This window comes from Paratractidigestivibacter sp., assembly GCF_052362415.1.
Classification (GTDB): Bacteria; Actinomycetota; Coriobacteriia; order Coriobacteriales; family Atopobiaceae; genus Paratractidigestivibacter.
Map to the genome: position 1 here is coordinate 20156 of NZ_DAWEMK010000005.1, position 16076 is coordinate 36231.

The window sequence follows — 16076 nt, forward strand, 5'->3', positions numbered from 1 at the left end:
TGGCAAGAAGAAATACCTGGTAAGAAGTGCGAGCGGGTTGTGAAATGTACACTAATCGGAGCAGGCCGACCGCCAGCTGGCCAAGCCGGTTGCCCGAGCATCCCCATCCGGCGCGGCTATCGTAAACCTAATGTGAACGCACTTAGATTTTGTATAGCATTCACGCTTAGAGGGCATAACTCGTACTGATAAACAGCGAGCCGCGCGGGACCGGAAAACGCCCGGCGCGGCACCCCAGAGAGGTGACCAGTATGAGACTAGACAAATGGGCAGTAACCGCCCAGGAGGCCCTGCAGGCCGCCGTCGGCATCGCGACGGACGCCAACGCGTCCGAGCTCACGCCGCTGCACCTGCTCAAGGCCCTTCTTTCCAGCGGGGAGCACAACCTCTCCGCCATCATCGAGCGCGTGGGCGCGGACCCGCGCGCCATCGAGTCGCAGGTCGACGCGGCCATCGCGCGTCAGCCGCGCGTGAGCGGCGATACCGCGCAGCCGGGCGTCGGCAACGACCTCGTGCGCGTGGCCAACGCGGCCGAGAAGCTCGCGTCCAAGCTCGGCGACGCCTATGTGACGAGTGAGCACCTGCTCTGCGCCCTCGCCGACGACAAGACCGATGCGGGCAGCATCCTCAAGTCCGCCGGCGTCACCGGCAAGCGCGTCGAGGAGGCCTACTCCGACCTGCGCGGTGACGAGCGCGTGACGAGCCAGGACTCCAAGACCGAGTTCGAGGCGCTCTCCAAGTACGGCCGCAACGTCTGCGACCTCGCCCGCCAGGGCAAGCTCGACCCCGTGATCGGCCGTGTGGAGGAGATCCGCCGCACCATCCAGGTGCTCAGCCGCCGCACCAAGAACAACCCCGTGCTCATCGGTGAGCCGGGCGTGGGCAAGACCGCCATCGTCGAGGGCCTGGCGCAGCGCATCGTCAACGGCGACGTGCCGTCCACCCTGCGCGACAAGGACATCGTCGAGCTCGACATGAGCGCGCTCGTCGCCGGCGCCAAGTACCGCGGCGAGTTCGAGGAGCGCCTGAAGTCCGTGCTCAAGGAGGTCGAGAAGTCCGACGGCCGCATCATCCTCTTTATCGATGAGCTGCATACCATCGTGGGCGCGGGCGCGACCGAGGGCTCCATGGACGCCGGCAACATCCTGAAGCCTGCCCTGGCCCGCGGCGAGCTGCACGCCATCGGCGCGACGACGCTCGACGAGTACCGCAAGTACATCGAGAAGGACCAGGCGCTCGCCCGCCGCTTCCAGACCGTCATGGTCGGGGAGCCCACGGTCGAGGACACCATCAGCATCCTGCGCGGCCTGAAGGACCGCTACGAGCAGCACCACCGCGTCCGCATCACCGACGCGGCGCTGGTCAGCGCGGCGGACCTCTCGAACCGCTACATCAGCGACCGCTTCCTGCCGGATAAGGCCATCGACCTCGTCGACGAGGCCGCGAGCCGCCTGCGCATGGAGCTTGACTCCATGCCCTCCGACATCGACGCCGTCGACCGCCAGCTGACCCAGATGCAGATCGAGGAGCAGGCCCTCATGAAGGAGGAGGACGAGGCGTCCAAGGAGCGCCTGGCCACCCTCCAGGGCGAGATCGCCACGACGCGCGAGAAGCTCGACGGCATGAAGGCCGACTGGCAGAACGAGAAGGGCGCCATCGACCGCGTCCAGGACCTCAAGGCCAAGATCGAGGACGCGAAGACCGAGATGGAGCGCGTGACCCGCGAGGGCGACCTGCGCCGCGCCTCCGAGCTGCGCTACTCCACGATCCCCGCGCTGCAGCACGACTACGAGGCTGCCGAGCAGGCGCTGAGCGCCAAGCAGGAGGCCGGCGGGCTCCTGAAGGAGGAGGTCACCTCCGAGGAGATCGCCGAGGTCGTGAGCGCGTGGACCGGCGTCCCGGTGTCCAAGATGATGCAGGGCGAGATGGACAAGCTCAAGAACCTCGAGGCCGAGCTGCACAAGCGCGTCATCGGCCAGGACGAGGCCGTGAGCGCCGTGGCCGCCGCCGTGCGCCGTAGCCGCGCCGGGCTCTCCGACCCCGATCGGCCCATCGGCAGCTTCTTCTTCCTCGGCCCCACCGGCGTGGGCAAGACCGAGCTGGCGAAGGCCCTTGCGGAGTGCCTGTTCGACGACGAGCGCTCGCTCGTGCGCATCGACATGTCCGAGTACATGGAGAAGTTCAGCGTCCAGCGCCTCATCGGCGCGCCCCCGGGATACGTGGGCTACGACGAGGGCGGCCAGCTCACCGAGGCCGTGCGCCGTCACCCTTACTCCGTCATCCTCATGGACGAGATGGAGAAGGCGCATCCCGACGTGTTCAATATCCTGCTCCAGGTGCTCGACGACGGCCGCCTGACCGACGGCCAGGGCCGCGTGGTCAGCTTCAAGAACACGATCATCATCATGACGTCCAACGTCGGCAGCCAGTTCATCGCCGGCGCGAGCGCCTCGGGAGACGCGGAGGAGGGCCGCAAGAAGGCCATGGAGGCCCTGCGCGGCAGCTTCAAGCCGGAGTTCCTCAACCGCATCGACGACATCGTGGTCTTCAGCCCGCTCGGCCTCTCCGACATCGAGAAGATCGTGGACATCCAGCTCAAGGACGTCCGCGAGCGCCTCGACCGCGACCGCATCAAGCTCGAGCTCACGCCCGAGGCGACGCAGTCGCTGGCCATGGACGGCCTCGATCCGGTCTACGGCGCGCGCCCGCTCAAGCGCCTGATCCAGCGCCAGGTCGTGGATAACGTCGCCAACCTGATCATCGACGGCCAGCTCCACGAGGGCGACACCGTGAAGGTCGACGTCGGCGCGGACGACAAGCTCGTCGCCATGCGCGACGACGACGCGAGCGACGCCGTGGAGCCCGACGCGGTGGAGTAGCCCGCGCATGCATGAGGCGGGCTGGTCGAATCGCATAGCGGCATAGCAGGGGGCAGGGGTTTATCGCCGGCATGGAGCCGACGGTAGGACCCCGCCCCCTATTGCTATGATGAGGGGCAGCATGAACCGCCCGCGAAGGCAGCAGGAAACCGCAATGGATACTCAACGTCCAGAAAAGACGCAGCTCATAAACGAGCCGAACATCAAGCCGGTCGATCCGGACGAAGGGGCTGGCGTGCCGCCGGTCGACTTGGATGACGACCCGAGCGTCTCGCCCATCGACCTGGCCGACCTCACGTTCGCGCGGCGCCCCGTCGAGGTCGCTTCCCCCGTGCGCAGCGCAAAAAAGAAGGGCCTGCCCGTCTGGGCGGTGGCCCTCTTTGTCGTCCTGACGCTCGCGGGGATCGGCGCCGGGGCCTGGTACACCTACGACCAGGAGCTTTGGGGCGGCCACACCGTCCCGTCCGTCGTGGGGCTCGAGCGCGACGCGGCGCAAAAGCAGCTCGAGGCCGCGGGTTTCAAGGTGACCGTCGAGGAGTCCGCCGCGGACGACGGGATCGGCACTGTCCTCGCGTGTGACCCCGAGCCGGGCAAGCGCGCCGAGACCTCCGGCGGCGCGACCATCACCGTCGCGATCGCTCGGACGATCCCGCAGGTCACGGGCCAGAACGTCGACGACGCGCAGAAGGCGCTCCTTGATGCCGGCGCCCAGAACGTCCGCATCCAGTCCGTCAACTCCGATGCGGGCGCCGGGACGGTCGTCTCGGTCGAGCCGGCGGAGGGTTCTCAGTTCAAGTCTGCCGACGAGGTCGTGCTCTCGGTCGCCACGCCGTACGTGGTCCCGTCCGTCGTCGGTCTCACCGCCGATGCGGCGAAGGCCGCCGTCGAGAAGGCGGGCCTCCAGGCGAAGGTGGACTATATCAAGTCCGATAAGCCCCACAACGAGGTCGTCTCGTGCAGCCCCGAGGCCGGGACCCAGGCGCAGGAGGGTGACGTCGTCGAGCTCAAGGTCTCGAGCCCCTTCCCCGAGTCGCCCGACAAGCTCGCAGAGTACCTCGACGCCACGTCCAAGGAGGTGGCGACCTACCTCGGCAACGAGAAGTACGCGCTGACCTACGGCGCGACCTTCTCGAACGGGGACGCGCACGCGGTCTACACCGGCGCCGCCGGCGACATGATCACCTTCACCGCGAACCCGGAGGTCGGCTCCTATGCCGGCGACAAGACCGACGACGTGCTCGCGGCAGGCGCGCCCATCAGCGGCGTGCGCTACGTGTTCGCTCAGGGCTCCGCGCCGGCGGGCGCCGACGCCGAGACGGTCGCTGCCGTCAAGGCCGTCATGCAGGAGTGCGGCTTCACCGGCCTCAAAGAGTCCTGCTCCGCCGCCGACCTCGAGAAGCTCGGCTTCGCGGCGGAAGGGCGCCACTTCATCTGCGCGTACGGCGAGGCACAGGGGTACTCCTGGGCCGTCCTCATCGGCGGCAAGCAGGCGGGGCAGGTCAACGTCGTTGCCATGACGTTCCTCAAGGGGCGCTTCAGCGGCGGCATCGATCTCGCGCCCTACGGCAACAGCCCGGCGAAGTTCATCGCATACGCGGGTCTCTACAACGAGAACGCGGTGGTCCAGAAGGAGGCGGCCGATGCAGCAGCCAAAGACGGCGCAGCCGCGCAAGGCCAGTAATGATCAGGCGGCGCGTGCCGCCGAGGAAGAGAAGCGCGAGTTCATTCGCGCCGAGAACGAGGACGACGACGGCTACGACCCCTACTCCGACCGCCGCCCCGTGAGCGAGCCGCTCTTTGAGCGCGACCCCTGGGCTTAGGCCGCGACGTGGAACGGACCCGGCATTTCCGCATCGCTTCGGAAATGCCGGGCCCGTTCATGTTTGGCAAGCCAGCGCACGGGTCTTCGCGATTTAGCGGATGCCCGCGGCGCCCCAGTTGGTCTGCATATACTGCCATAGGAAATAAACCGCGACAGCGAGGACGACGACCACGAGCACGAGGGCGAGGAACGTCTTCACGTTGGTGCGGCGCTCGCGCTTGACGAAGATGTCGCGACGGCCCTTGGGGATCTCGAGGTACTGGCCGTAGTGCAAATCGCGGCGGAGCTTCTCGGCATCGGAGCGGGAGCGTTTGTACGAGTTGCCGCCGACGAGCGGGCCGCGGTTGGTGAAGTCGGAGTCGTGGGCGACCTGGGCGGGGTACTCCTCGCCGGAAGAGTCGAAGTCGCTCACCGTGCCGACGCTGCGGTGAGCCGGGCGCTGTCGAACGTAGGGCGCTTGCGCCTGCGGCTGTGTGGGGGCCGGCGCCTGGTGCTTGGGCGCGGGCCGCTCGCTCGTCGCTTCCTGCGCGTCGTTGATCTCGTTCTGCTCGTCCATTGCGATGGTCTTTCGCCTTTGATGCTCAACAATACGTCTCATTCTAACGCAGCAGGTCGACGGGGGCTTCCCCGCGGTCATTCTTCACAGCCCTAAACCTAAGTCAATGACACTTAGATATGATGAGTATATGACGCTAAGAAAACTTGAGATTCACGGTTTAGAAGCCGGCCCGCGGGGCATAACTATCAATGTAACAAGGGGCGTCGGAACACCAGAACGCCCACAAGGTAATCAAAGGAGTGGTTACTATGTCTAGCATGGTTCCTTACGATCGTCTCGCCCGTGGTCTGCGCACCTGGCCCTTCGACAGCTTCGACGATTTCTTCGGCGCACCTCTTGCCCAGCTCTCCAACGAGGGCGCGTTCAAGATGGACGTCGAGGACGCCGGCGATAAGTACGTCGTCTCGGCCGAGCTCCCTGGCGTGAAGCGCGAGGAGATCGACGTCGAGCTCAACGAGGGCCGTCTGTCCATCAGCGTGGACAAGAAGGAGTCCGACGAGCAGAAAAACAAGAACTTCCTGTACAAGGAGACCGGCGAGTGGAGCGCCACGCGCGGCGTCTACCTCAAGGATGCTGCTTCCCAGGGCCTCTCGGCTAAGTTCGAGGGCGGCGTGCTGACCGTGAACGTCCCCAAGCAGGACCAGAACGCCAACGTCACGAAGGTCTCCATCGATTAGCGTTTGCCCGCGTCTAGCGTAGAGGCTGGCCAATCGTCCAACTAAAGCGGTCGGCCCGGTCCGGCGAGAAGGACTCTCGCTGAGCCGGGCCGGCCGCTTTTTGTGTCGACGCTGGGCTTGCCGAGCGCAGACGCGCTACCACACCGTCATCGGCCAGTCCTGGGCGGCGGCGCAGATGCTCAGCAGCCCGTCGGGTGTGCGGGCCTCGGTCCAGGCATCGTTGGCCGCCTCGGCGCCGACGGCCTCGGCGAGCGTGCGCACGCAGACGCTCGGCCGGTTGTTCTCCTGCGAGAGGTGCATGGCCACGACGGTCTCGGTGTCCTCGTCGATGAGGTCGCGCAGCGCCTCGGCCGCCTGCGCGTTCGAGAGGTGCCCCCGGTCGCCGCCCACGCGCTCCTTGAGGTAGGCGGGGTAGGGGCCGGTCGCCAGCATGCGCTCGTCGTGGTTGGACTCGAGCGCGAGGACCCGCACGCCAAAGAGCGCGTCTGCGGCCCCGGGCGTGAGCGTGCCGGTGTCGGTGCAGAAGCCGATCGCGTCGTCGTCGGTCTCGAAGCGGAAGCACATCGGGTCGGCGACGTCGTGGCTCGTGGGGAAGCAGCGCACGTGCATGCCGGCGAGGTCGAGCTCGTCTGTGTGGCCCACGATCTCGAACGGCAGGCCACAGAGGTCCTTGCGCGCTCCCACGGTGCCGGCCGTGGCGAACATCGGCGCGTCGAGGTGCTTGGAGACGACGGGCAAGCCGCGGGTGTGGTCGCCGTGCTCGTGGGTGAGGAGCACGGCGACCACGCGCGCAAGGTCGAGCCCGAGCTCTTCTGCGCGCTCGAGGAGCGCCTTGCGCGTGATCCCGCAGTCCACGAGCACGAAGCCGTCGGGACCCTCTACCAGGGCCGCGTTGCCTTTCGATCCGCTCGCGAGCACATGAAGGTGAATCTGCGGGTACATCAAGTTCCTCTTTCTGGGCCATCGGTCACGCTAAACTGCCAATGGACACAATACACGTCGGGGGAGACAACAATGCCGAGCGTCTCACGCAGATACGCCACCTCGCGCCAGAGGTTCGAGCGGCCGAGCGGCCGGGCGGACGAGGAGCTGCGCGCGCCCGTCGTGCTCATGGTCTCGGGCGGGGCCGACTCGACGGCGCTGCTCGTGCTCGCCGCGACCTCCGCGCTCGACATCGACGACGGGCGCGGGACCGCGCGCATCGCCCGCGAGCGCCTGCACGTGCTCCATGTGAACCACCAGCTCAGGGGCCTGGACGCCGAGGAGGACGAGGAGGCCGTCCGCGAGCTGTCGGCGCGCTTCGGCATCCCGTGCGACGTGCGGCGCGTGGACGTGGCCGAGCTCGCCGCGGCGGGCGACGGCAACGTGGAGAACGCGGGTCGCGTTGCGCGCTACGCCGCCGCCGTCGAGCTCGCCAACGAGCTCTGCGCTGAGGTCGGCTGCCCGCGGTCGGCGGCGCGGATCCTCACGGCGCACACCGCCGACGACCGGGCCGAGACCTTCTTTATGAACGCGATCCGCGGCACGGGGGCGGCCGGGCTCTCGTCGATTCCGCGGCGGCGCAACCGCATCGTGCGGCCGCTGCTCGACCGTACGCACGACGAGCTCTGTGAGCTGCTGCGCGTGCGCGGCATCGTCTGGCGGGAGGACGCGACCAACGCGGACACCCGCTACCTGCGCGCCTTTGTGCGCCACGAGGTGATGCCGGTGGCCCGCGAGCGCAACCCGCGCCTGTCCGCGAGCCTGGCCACGACCTGCGACATCCTCTCGGACGAGGATGCCTACCTCACGTCGGTGGCCTCCCGCGCGCTGCGCGACCTCACGCGCCGCGCGGACCCGGGCCTCGTGGCGCTCGACGCCGCGCGGCTCGCCGCGACCGAGGTGGCCATCGCGCGGCGCGTCGTGCGCGCGGCCATCCTCGAGGTTTGCCCCGAGGCCAGGCTCGAGGCTCGCCACATAGCCTCTGTGCTGCGGATCGTTGCCGCGGGGGAGGGGTCTGCGACCATCCCGATGGGCGTCGACGCGCGCGTGGCCTTCGGGCTGCTTGTGCTGCGCGGCCGTACCGCCTCGCGCGACGTCGTCGCGGCGTGGCTCGAGGTCGCGGGGACAGACGGCCAGCGCCGCCCCGGCGACGCGGGGGAGCTCGCGCTCGCCGACGGCCGCGTCCTGCGCGCACGCCTGCGTCCGGCGCCTGCAGCGACCGACCTGCCCGCGCTCGCCCGTGCCCACGGCCTGGAGTGGGCGGGCGAGTCGGTGCTCCTGGACGCCGAGGCGGCGGGCATCGACGCCACGGTGGGCGGCAGGCTCTGGGTCGACGGCCCGCGCCCCGGCGACGTGCTCTGCCCGCTGGGCATGCACGGCCAGTCAAAAAAGCTCTCCGACCTGCTCAATTCCGCACGCGTCCCCGCGGCCGAGAAGCCCGCCGTCCCGGTGGTTCGCGCCGCGCCGTCGGGACCGGTGGTCTGGGTGGCCGGCGTCCGCGCCGACGAGCGGTGCCGCGTCACGGCCGCGACGCGCTTCTTGTTGGAGCTGGCGTTCGAGTCTTCGCGTTAAATGCCTGCTTGAATCCGCAGCTCGCGCGGGCTGGGTGTATCCTTATGACCTGTATAGGCAGACGCCGGGCCGCGCGCCTCGGCGCCGCCCTCGCGCACAATCCCAGGAAGGGGACGCTCATGGAGGCACTGCACCCGGACGTTTCGGAAGTCGTGCTCAGCGAACAGGACATCAAGGACATCGTCGCCCGCATGGGCAAGGAGATCACCGCCGACTATAAGGACAAGAACCCCCTGGTCGTGGCCGTGCTCAAGGGCGCCGTCGTCTTTACCGCCGACATCATGCGCGCCATCGACTGCCCCATCGCCATCGACTTCATGGCCGTCTCGAGCTATGGCGACGGCGTGAAGAGCTCCGGCGTCGTGCGCATCGTCAAGGACCTCGACACAAAGATCGAGGGCCGCGACGTGCTCATCGTCGAGGACATCCTCGACTCCGGCCTCACGCTGAGCTACCTGATCCGCATGCTCGAGGCCCGCGGCGCGAAGTCCGTCAACGTCGCCGCCTTCCTGGTCAAGGACGTCGCCGGAAAGAAGCCCGCGGTGCACCCGCACTACGTCGGCTCGCACGTGCCCGACGAGTTCATCGTCGGCTACGGCCTCGACTATGCCGAGCGCTACCGCAACCTGCCCTACATCGGCATCCTCAAGCCCGAGGTCTACAGCTGATCTGCCGGTCGCTGAACCGCCGGCGGCGCCGGGCGCCTGGTCACATCGAGCCTACGGCCGCGCCGATCTGCGGGCCGCGCCGATCCGTCGGTCGCGCGCCCGCTCGTCTTTTTTACCTGAATTAGCAAGGAGCCCTGCTTTTGTCTGACAAGCCCGAGAAACCGAACAAGCAGCTGCCCGTTCCGGACGGCCCGGAGGGCAAGAACCCCTACGGAATCGCGCTGGTCATCGCCATCGCCGTCGCGATCTACCTGATCGTCACCATGGGCGGCAACCCCTTCGCCGCCCAGCAGCAGGTGGACACCCTCCCCACGAACGAGTTCGTCAACGCCGTCAACGACGACCGCGTGACCGAGGTCACCTACAAGACCTCCGACGGATCGGCCACGGGCGAGTACTGGCCCTCGGGGTCCGGCAAGAACGACGGCTCCAAGCTGGTCAAGTACAAGACCTTCTATGTGGGCGCCGATTCGCTCGACGAGCTCATGGCCTCCCACTCCGGCATCAAGTTTACCATCGATACCTCCGACGGCTCTCTGCTCGAGACCGTGCTCGTCTCGGTCGTGCCGACGCTTCTGCTCGTGGGCGTCTTTGTGTTCTACATGCGCCGCATCGGCGAGCAGAACGGCCGCACGATGTCCTTCGGCAAGACCAAGGCCCAGGCCACCGAGGAGGAGCGCCCCAAGGTCAAGTTCTCCGACGTCGCGGGCATCGACGAGGCCGTCGAGGAGCTCCAGGAGGTGCGCGACTTCCTGCAGGATCCCGAGCGCTACCACAAGATGGGCGCCAAGATCCCGCACGGGCTTTTGCTCGTCGGCCCTCCGGGCACGGGCAAGACGCTGCTGGCCAAGGCCGTCGCCGGCGAGGCGGGCGTCCCGTTCTTCTCGATCTCCGGCTCCGACTTCGTCGAGATGTTCGTCGGCGTGGGCGCCTCCCGCGTGCGCGACCTCTTTAAGCAGGCCAAGGCTGCCGCGCCCTGCATCATCTTCATCGACGAGATCGACGCGGTCGGCCGCCAGCGCGGCGCCGGCCTCGGCGGCGGGCACGACGAGCGCGAGCAGACCCTGAACCAGCTCCTCGTCGAGATGGACGGCTTCGAGGACTCCTCGGCCGTCATCCTCATCGCCGCCACCAACCGCCCCGACATCCTCGACCCGGCCCTGCTGCGCCCCGGCCGCTTCGACCGTCGCGTGACGGTCGACCGCCCCGACGTCCGCGGCCGCGAGAAGATCCTGCGCGTCCACGCGGAGAACAAGCCCTTCGCCGAGTCCGTCGACTTCGAGCGCCTGGCCAAGATCACCCCGGGCTTCACGGGCGCCGACCTGGCGAACCTCTGCAACGAGGCCGCGCTCCTGGCCGCGCGCCGTCGCCGCGCCTGCATCGGCCCCGACGAGGTCGAGGAGGCCATGGAGCGCGTGATGGCCGGCCCTGAGCGCAAGAGCCGCGTCATCACCGAGAAGGAGCGCAAGACCATCGCCTACCACGAGAGCGGCCACGCAATGGTGGGCCACGTGCTCGAGAACTCCGACCCCATCCACAAGATCTCGATCATCGCGCGCGGGCAGGCGCTCGGCTACACCATGCAGGTGCCTGAGGAGGACCACTTCCTCCAGACGCGCGAGGGCATGCTCGACCAGATCGCGGTACTGCTCGGCGGGCGCACGGCCGAGGAGATCTTCTGCGACGACATCACCACCGGCGCGAGCAACGACCTCGAGCGCGCGACCAAGCTGGCGCGCGAGATGGTCACCCGCTACGGCATGAGCGAGGAGCTCGGCACGCAGGTCTTCGGCGAGGCGCAGCACGAGGTCTTCCTCGGCCGCGACTACGCGCAGAAGAACGACTTCAGCGCCGAGACCGCCAAGCGCATCGACGACGAGATCGAGCGCATCATGCGCGAGGCGCACGACCGTGCCCGCGAGGTCCTGGCCGACCGCGTGGATCAGATGGACACCATGGCGCGCGTCCTGCTCGAGCGCGAGACCGTCGAGGGCCCCGCCGTCGACGCGCTCCTGAACGGCACGTGGGACGAGTACGAGGCCAGCGAGAAGAAATAACCTGCTCCGCAGACGGGCATCGGCTTGAGGACGGGCGCGGGATCGGCACGCGGTTGCGCGCTGATTTCGCGCCCGTCCTCCTATTGGCACCAGAGTAAAATCGAGGCCACGACACCTTACTTATTTATGGGGGCAGCCATGAGCATCAACGAGAAGAGCTACGCCTACGGCGCGCAGAAGTCGTCGATCCGCGAGATCGCGGCGTACGGCGCGCAGCGCAAGGCCGAGATTGGCGCCGAGAACGTCTACGACTTCAGCCTCGGCAACCCGTCCATCCCCGCGCCCGAGGCCGTGCGCGCCTCCATTGAGCGCTCGCTCACCCTGCCGCCGACGCAGCTTCACGGCTACACCCCGGCGCCCGGCCTGCCCGCCGCGCGCGAGGCGGTGGCAGCGAGCCTGAACCGTCGCTTCGGTACCTCCTACGCTGCCGGCGACGTGTACCTGACCTGTGGCGCCGCGGCGTCTCTTTCCATCAGCTTCAACGCCGTCGTGAACCCGGGCGACGAGGTCATCGTCATCGCGCCGTACTTCCCTGAGTACCGCGTGTGGATCGAGACCGCCGGCGCGACCTGCGTCGAGGTCATGGCCGACGCCTCCACGTTCCAGATCGACGTCGCCGCGGTCGCCTCCGCCGTCAATGAGCGCACGAAGGCCGTCGTCATCAACTCGCCGAACAACCCCGTCGGCTCCGTTTACGCCGAGCAGAACCTCCGCGACCTCTCCGCTGCGCTCGCCGCTGCCGAGGAGCGCCTGGGTACGCAGATCTACCTCGTGGCCGACGAGCCCTACCGCGAGATCACCTACGGCGCCGAGGTGCCCTGGGTGCCCGTCATCTACGACCGCACCATCGTCTGCTACTCCTACTCAAAGAGCCTCAGCCTGCCGGGCGAGCGCATCGGCTGGGTGCTCGTGCCCAACACGAACCCTGATCACGACAAGCTTGTGCTCGCGGTCGCCGGCGCTGGCCGCAAGCTGGGCTTCGTTTGCGCCCCGGCCATTTTCCAGCGCGTGGTGATCGACTGCATCGACGAGCCTTCCGACGTGGAGGCCTACGCCGAGAACCGCCGCGCCCTCACCGAGGGGCTCTCGGCGCTCGGCTACGAGTTCATCGAGCCGCAGGGCGCCTTCTACCTGTGGGTCAAGGCGCTCGAGCCCGACGCCAACGCGTTCTTCGAGCGCGCGAAGTCGTTCGAGCTGTTGCCTGTGCCGTCCGACTCCTTCGGTTGCCCGGGCTGGGTCCGCGTCGGCTACTGCGTCGCTCACGAGACCATCGTCAACTCGATGCCGGCTTGGAAGAAGCTCGCCGAGTCGTACAAGTAGGCGCCAACAAGCCAAGATTGTCCGTCCAGCCTGCCGGTCCAGCCCGTCTGAGGTGGCGAGTGTTCTTCTCGCCAATTCAGGCAGGCTGAAATAGCGGGCGCGTGGTATAGTCCGTCTCGACAACTGCATATCGTCCAGGGGAGCTGGGACATACGGCCCGGCTGAGAGGAGCGATCCCAAGCCGCTCGACCCTTGAACCTGATGCGGGCAATTCCGACGAAGGGAGTGCGTATGACGCAGATCGATGCCGCACGTCGCGGCGAGATCACCCCACAAATCGCGCAAGTGGCCAAAGACGAGTTCCGCGACCCGGAGTTCGTCCGCGAAGGCGTGGCCGCCGGCCGTATCGCGATTCCGGCAAACATCAACCACCCGAACCTCCACGCCTGCGGCGTGGGCGAGGGCCTTCGCACGAAGGTCAACGTCAACCTTGGCATCTCGGGCGACATCCAGGATGCGCCCCAGGAGTGGGAGAAGGTCGCCATCGCCGAGAAGTTCGGCGCTGACGCCATCATGGACCTCTCCAACTCCGGCAAGACGCGCGTGTTCCGTCGCCAGCTCATCGAGAAGACCCCGCTGATGGTCGGCACCGTTCCCATGTACGACGCGATCGGCTATCTCGAGACCCCGCTCGTCAAGCTTACCGGCGACGACCTGCTGCGCGTCGTGAGGGCGCACGCCGAGGACGGCGTCGACTTCATGACGATCCACGCCGGCTTCAACCGCCGCGTGCTCGACACCTTCATGGAGACGGGCCGCCTTACCAACATCGTCTCGCGCGGCGGAAGCCTGCTGTTCGGCTGGATGATGACCACCGGCAAGGAGAACCCCTTCTACGAGCGCTTCGACGAGGTGCTCGAGATTTGCCACGAGTACGACGTGACCATCAGCCTGGGCGACGCCTGCCGCGGCGGCTCGACCTACGACGCCACGGACGCGTCCGAGGTGGCGGAGCTCGTCGAGCTGGGTAAGCTCACCAAGCGCGCCTGGGACGCCGGCGTCCAGGTGGTCGTCGAGGGCCCGGGCCACATGGCCTTGGACGAGGTCGCCGCAAACATGAAGCTCCAGAAGCGCCTGTGCCACAACGCCCCGTTCTACGTGCTCGGGCCCCTTGTGACGGACATCGCGCCTGGCTACGACCACATCACCGCCGCTATCGGCGGGGCTGTGGCGGCAAGCACCGGCGCCGACTGGCTCTGTTATGTGACGCCCGCCGAGCACCTGAGGCTCCCCGACGCCAACGACGTCCGCGAGGGCCTCGTGGCCACGCGCATCGCCGCCCACGCCGCCGACATTGCCAAGGGCGTCCCGCATGCCCGCGACATCGATAACAAGATGAGCGCCGCCCGCCGCCGCGTGGACTGGGACGGCATGTGGGAGTGCGCCCTCGATCCGGAGCGCGCGCAGGAGATCTTGGCCCAGGCCCCGCCCTCGGAGGACGGGACGTGCACGATGTGCGGAAAGATGTGCGCTGCGCGTACCGTCAACCGCATCATGGAGGGCCTGACCATCGACCTTGGAGAGGATGAGAAATAATGACCGAGTTTGATTTCGTGGGCGCCGCTCTCGACGAGGTTCGCGCCTCTTGCCCGCTTGTGCACTGCATCACCAACTACGTGACCGTCAACGACTGCGCCAACGCGCTTTTGGCCATCGGCGGAAGCCCCATCATGAGCGATGAGCCCGCCGACGCGGCTCAGATCACGCGTATCTGCGGCGGTCTCGACCTGAACATCGGCACCCTGAACAGCCGCTCCATCGAGGGCATGCATGCCGCCGGCAAGGTCGCCGGCGAGCTCGGCCACAAAATCTTGCTCGACCCCGTCGGCGCCGGCGCCTCAGACCTGCGCACGGATACCGCGAGCGCGCTTCTGGACGAGCTCCCGGTCACGCTCCTGCGCGGCAACATGAGCGAGATCAAGGCCGTTGCAGGCGCTGCCGCCGCTACGCGTGGCGTCGACGCGAACCCCGACGATGCCGTGACCGACGCGAACCTTACCGAGTCGGCAGCCTTCGCCCGCTCCCTTGCGGCAAAGGCCGGTTGCGTCGTGGCCGTCACCGGTGCGATCGACCTCGTCGCCGACGCCGACCGCGCGTATGCCGTGCGCAACGGCCTTCCCGTCATGGGAAAGGTCACGGGCACGGGCTGCATGCTCTCGGCCATCGCGCCGGCCTTCCTCGTGGCTCACGACGACGCGCTCGAGGCCGCCGTCGCCGCGGTTGCCGCCATGGGCCTTGCCGGTCAGATCGCCGGCAGCCGCATGGGCGAGCTCGATGGCAACGGGAGCTTCCGCACCTACCTGCTCGACGCGCTCTACAACATGACGGGCGCGCAGCTTGCGGCAGGCGCGCGCGTCGAGAAGGTCGCGTGATGGCCGGCGCGGTGGGCAAAGACGCGGGCCGCGCGGCGGCTTGCGACGCGGCAGTCGCGGAAGGCCGTGCGGCGGCCGGCGCAGCGGGCAAGAAGCTCGTCCCCTGCGCCCGCGGCCGCTGGTCTGCCGAGCAGATCCGCAGCTCGATGCTGCTCTACGCCGTGACCGACCGCGCATGGCTCCGGGGCCGGGAGCTCCGCGACTGCGTGCGCGACGCCATTGCGGGCGGCGCGACCTTCGTCCAGCTCCGCGAGAAGCACGCGGGGCATGACGAGGTCCTCTCGCTCGCGCGAGAGCTCAAGGCCGTTTGCGCCGAGGCCGGCGTCCCGTTCGTGATCGACGACGACGTCGAACTCGCGGCCGAGGTCGGGGCCGACGGCGTCCACGTCGGCCAGTCCGACATGGCCTGCGCGGCGGCGCGCCGCGTCCTCGGCGAGGACGCGATCGTCGGCGTGAGCGCCCAGACGGTGGAGGAGGCCCTCGATGCCGAGGCCGCCGGTGCCGATTACCTGGGCGTGGGAGCCCTGCACCCGACGCCCACCAAGCCCGATGCGGTGGATGTCACCATGGATGAGCTGCGGCGCATTTGCGACGCGGTGTCCATTCCGGTCGTCGGCATCGGTGGCGTCGACGCGGCGAGCGCCCATGAGCTCGCGGGCACCGGCGTGGACGGCGGGGCGGTCGTCTCGGCGATCTTCGCCGCGGACGATTGCCGGGCCGCCGCGGAGGGGCTCGTCTCGGCGCTGCGCGAGGCGGTAGGGGAGTGAGTGGGGCAAGGAGGCGCGCGCCCGGCTTTGCTTGCGACGTGCCCGACTCGGCCTGCGGCGCGCCCGACTTGGCTTGCGGCGCGCCCGCTTCGCCGCGCCTTCGCTCCGTGCTCAGCGTCGCCGGATCCGACTCATCCGGCGGCGCGGGCATCCAAGCGGACATAAAGACGATCGAGGCCATGGGCCTCTTTGCGCAGACCGCCGTCACGGCGCTCACCGCGCAGAACACGACGGGCGTGCTTGCCGTCGCCGCGACCGAACCGGATATGGTCGCCGCGCAGATTGACGCCGTCTTCGCCGACATCGTGCCCGATGCGGTCAAGATCGGGATGGTCCCTTCGGGCGACGCAGCCCGCGAGATCGCCGAGCGCCTGCGCTCCCACGGCGCGCGCAACATCGTCG

Annotated in this window: 14 protein-coding genes and 1 riboswitch; of the genes, 12 read left to right on the forward strand and 2 right to left on the reverse strand. The window is 68.2% G+C overall.

Annotated features, from left to right (window positions below; translation table 11 throughout):
* Positions 1 to 251: 251 nt before the first annotated feature.
* The 3 genes from clpB (at position 252) to ACT84W_RS01190 (ending at position 4699) form a co-directional block, all read left to right on the forward strand.
* Entirely contained in the window at positions 252 to 2879 is a 2628-nt protein-coding gene (gene clpB, locus ACT84W_RS01180) for an ATP-dependent chaperone ClpB (RefSeq protein WP_432290681.1), read from the forward strand.
* Positions 2880 to 3114: 235 nt separating this feature from the next.
* Complete coding sequence (locus tag ACT84W_RS01185; protein WP_444327929.1) at positions 3115 to 4560, forward strand: PASTA domain-containing protein; 1446 nt, start codon at positions 3115 to 3117, stop codon at positions 4558 to 4560.
* Positions 4520 to 4699, forward strand: coding sequence for a hypothetical protein (locus ACT84W_RS01190; RefSeq protein ID WP_432290679.1), 180 nt, complete (start codon positions 4520 to 4522; stop codon positions 4697 to 4699). Before ACT84W_RS01185 ends, ACT84W_RS01190 begins: the two co-directional genes overlap by 41 nt.
* Before the next feature lie 93 nt (positions 4700 to 4792).
* Here the strand turns inward: ACT84W_RS01190 and ACT84W_RS01195 are convergent, their stop codons facing one another.
* Positions 4793 to 5257, reverse strand: coding sequence for a hypothetical protein (locus ACT84W_RS01195; RefSeq protein ID WP_432290678.1), 465 nt, complete (start codon positions 5255 to 5257; stop codon positions 4793 to 4795).
* A 251-nt stretch (positions 5258 to 5508) separates the two neighbouring features.
* Between ACT84W_RS01195 and ACT84W_RS01200 the strand changes: the two genes are divergently transcribed.
* Positions 5509 to 5937: an Hsp20/alpha crystallin family protein gene (locus tag ACT84W_RS01200; RefSeq protein ID WP_432290677.1), complete on the forward strand. Its 429-nt coding sequence runs from the start codon at positions 5509 to 5511 to the stop codon at positions 5935 to 5937.
* Between the two features lie 135 nt (positions 5938 to 6072).
* Here ACT84W_RS01200 and ACT84W_RS01205 read toward each other — a convergent pair whose 3' ends face one another.
* On the reverse strand, positions 6073 to 6879 hold the full coding sequence (locus ACT84W_RS01205; RefSeq protein ID WP_444327930.1) for an MBL fold metallo-hydrolase: 807 nt from the start codon (positions 6877 to 6879) through the stop codon (positions 6073 to 6075).
* A 72-nt stretch (positions 6880 to 6951) separates the two neighbouring features.
* On the opposite strand from ACT84W_RS01205, the gene tilS reads away from it, so the two are divergent.
* From tilS to thiD, 8 genes are all read left to right on the forward strand, one after another.
* The gene (tilS, locus tag ACT84W_RS01210) at positions 6952 to 8490 is read left to right on the forward strand and encodes a tRNA lysidine(34) synthetase TilS (protein WP_444327931.1); all 1539 of its coding nucleotides are present in this window, start codon (positions 6952 to 6954) and stop codon (positions 8488 to 8490) included.
* A gap of 119 nt (positions 8491 to 8609) precedes the next feature.
* A complete protein-coding gene (hpt, locus tag ACT84W_RS01215) occupies positions 8610 to 9158 on the forward strand; it encodes a hypoxanthine phosphoribosyltransferase (protein WP_444327932.1) in 549 nt (182 codons plus the stop codon).
* A gap of 134 nt (positions 9159 to 9292) precedes the next feature.
* The gene (gene ftsH, locus ACT84W_RS01220; protein ID WP_444327943.1) at positions 9293 to 11215 is read left to right on the forward strand and encodes an ATP-dependent zinc metalloprotease FtsH; all 1923 of its coding nucleotides are present in this window, start codon (positions 9293 to 9295) and stop codon (positions 11213 to 11215) included.
* Positions 11216 to 11353: 138 nt separating this feature from the next.
* Complete coding sequence (locus tag ACT84W_RS01225; protein ID WP_444327933.1) at positions 11354 to 12535, forward strand: pyridoxal phosphate-dependent aminotransferase; 1182 nt, start codon at positions 11354 to 11356, stop codon at positions 12533 to 12535.
* A gap of 126 nt (positions 12536 to 12661) precedes the next feature.
* A riboswitch (TPP riboswitch) is annotated at positions 12662 to 12777 on the forward strand.
* Positions 12767 to 14071, forward strand: a complete 1305-nt coding sequence (thiC, locus tag ACT84W_RS01230; protein WP_444327934.1) for a phosphomethylpyrimidine synthase ThiC — start codon at positions 12767 to 12769, stop codon at positions 14069 to 14071. (Overlaps the previous riboswitch by 11 nt.)
* Positions 14071 to 14907 carry a hydroxyethylthiazole kinase gene (gene thiM, locus ACT84W_RS01235; protein WP_444327935.1) on the forward strand — a complete coding sequence of 279 codons (837 nt, stop codon included), beginning with the start codon at positions 14071 to 14073 and terminating at the stop codon, positions 14905 to 14907. The genes thiC and thiM overlap by 1 nt, the downstream gene beginning before the upstream one ends.
* Positions 14907 to 15674 (forward strand): thiamine phosphate synthase, encoded by a 768-nt coding sequence (gene thiE / locus ACT84W_RS01240; RefSeq protein WP_444327944.1) that lies wholly within the window; start codon positions 14907 to 14909, stop codon positions 15672 to 15674. The genes thiM and thiE overlap by 1 nt, the downstream gene beginning before the upstream one ends.
* Positions 15671 to 16076 (forward strand): bifunctional hydroxymethylpyrimidine kinase/phosphomethylpyrimidine kinase (thiD, locus tag ACT84W_RS01245; protein WP_444327936.1); only part of this gene is annotated, 406 nt, incomplete at its 3' end. The genes thiE and thiD, both read left to right, overlap by 4 nt.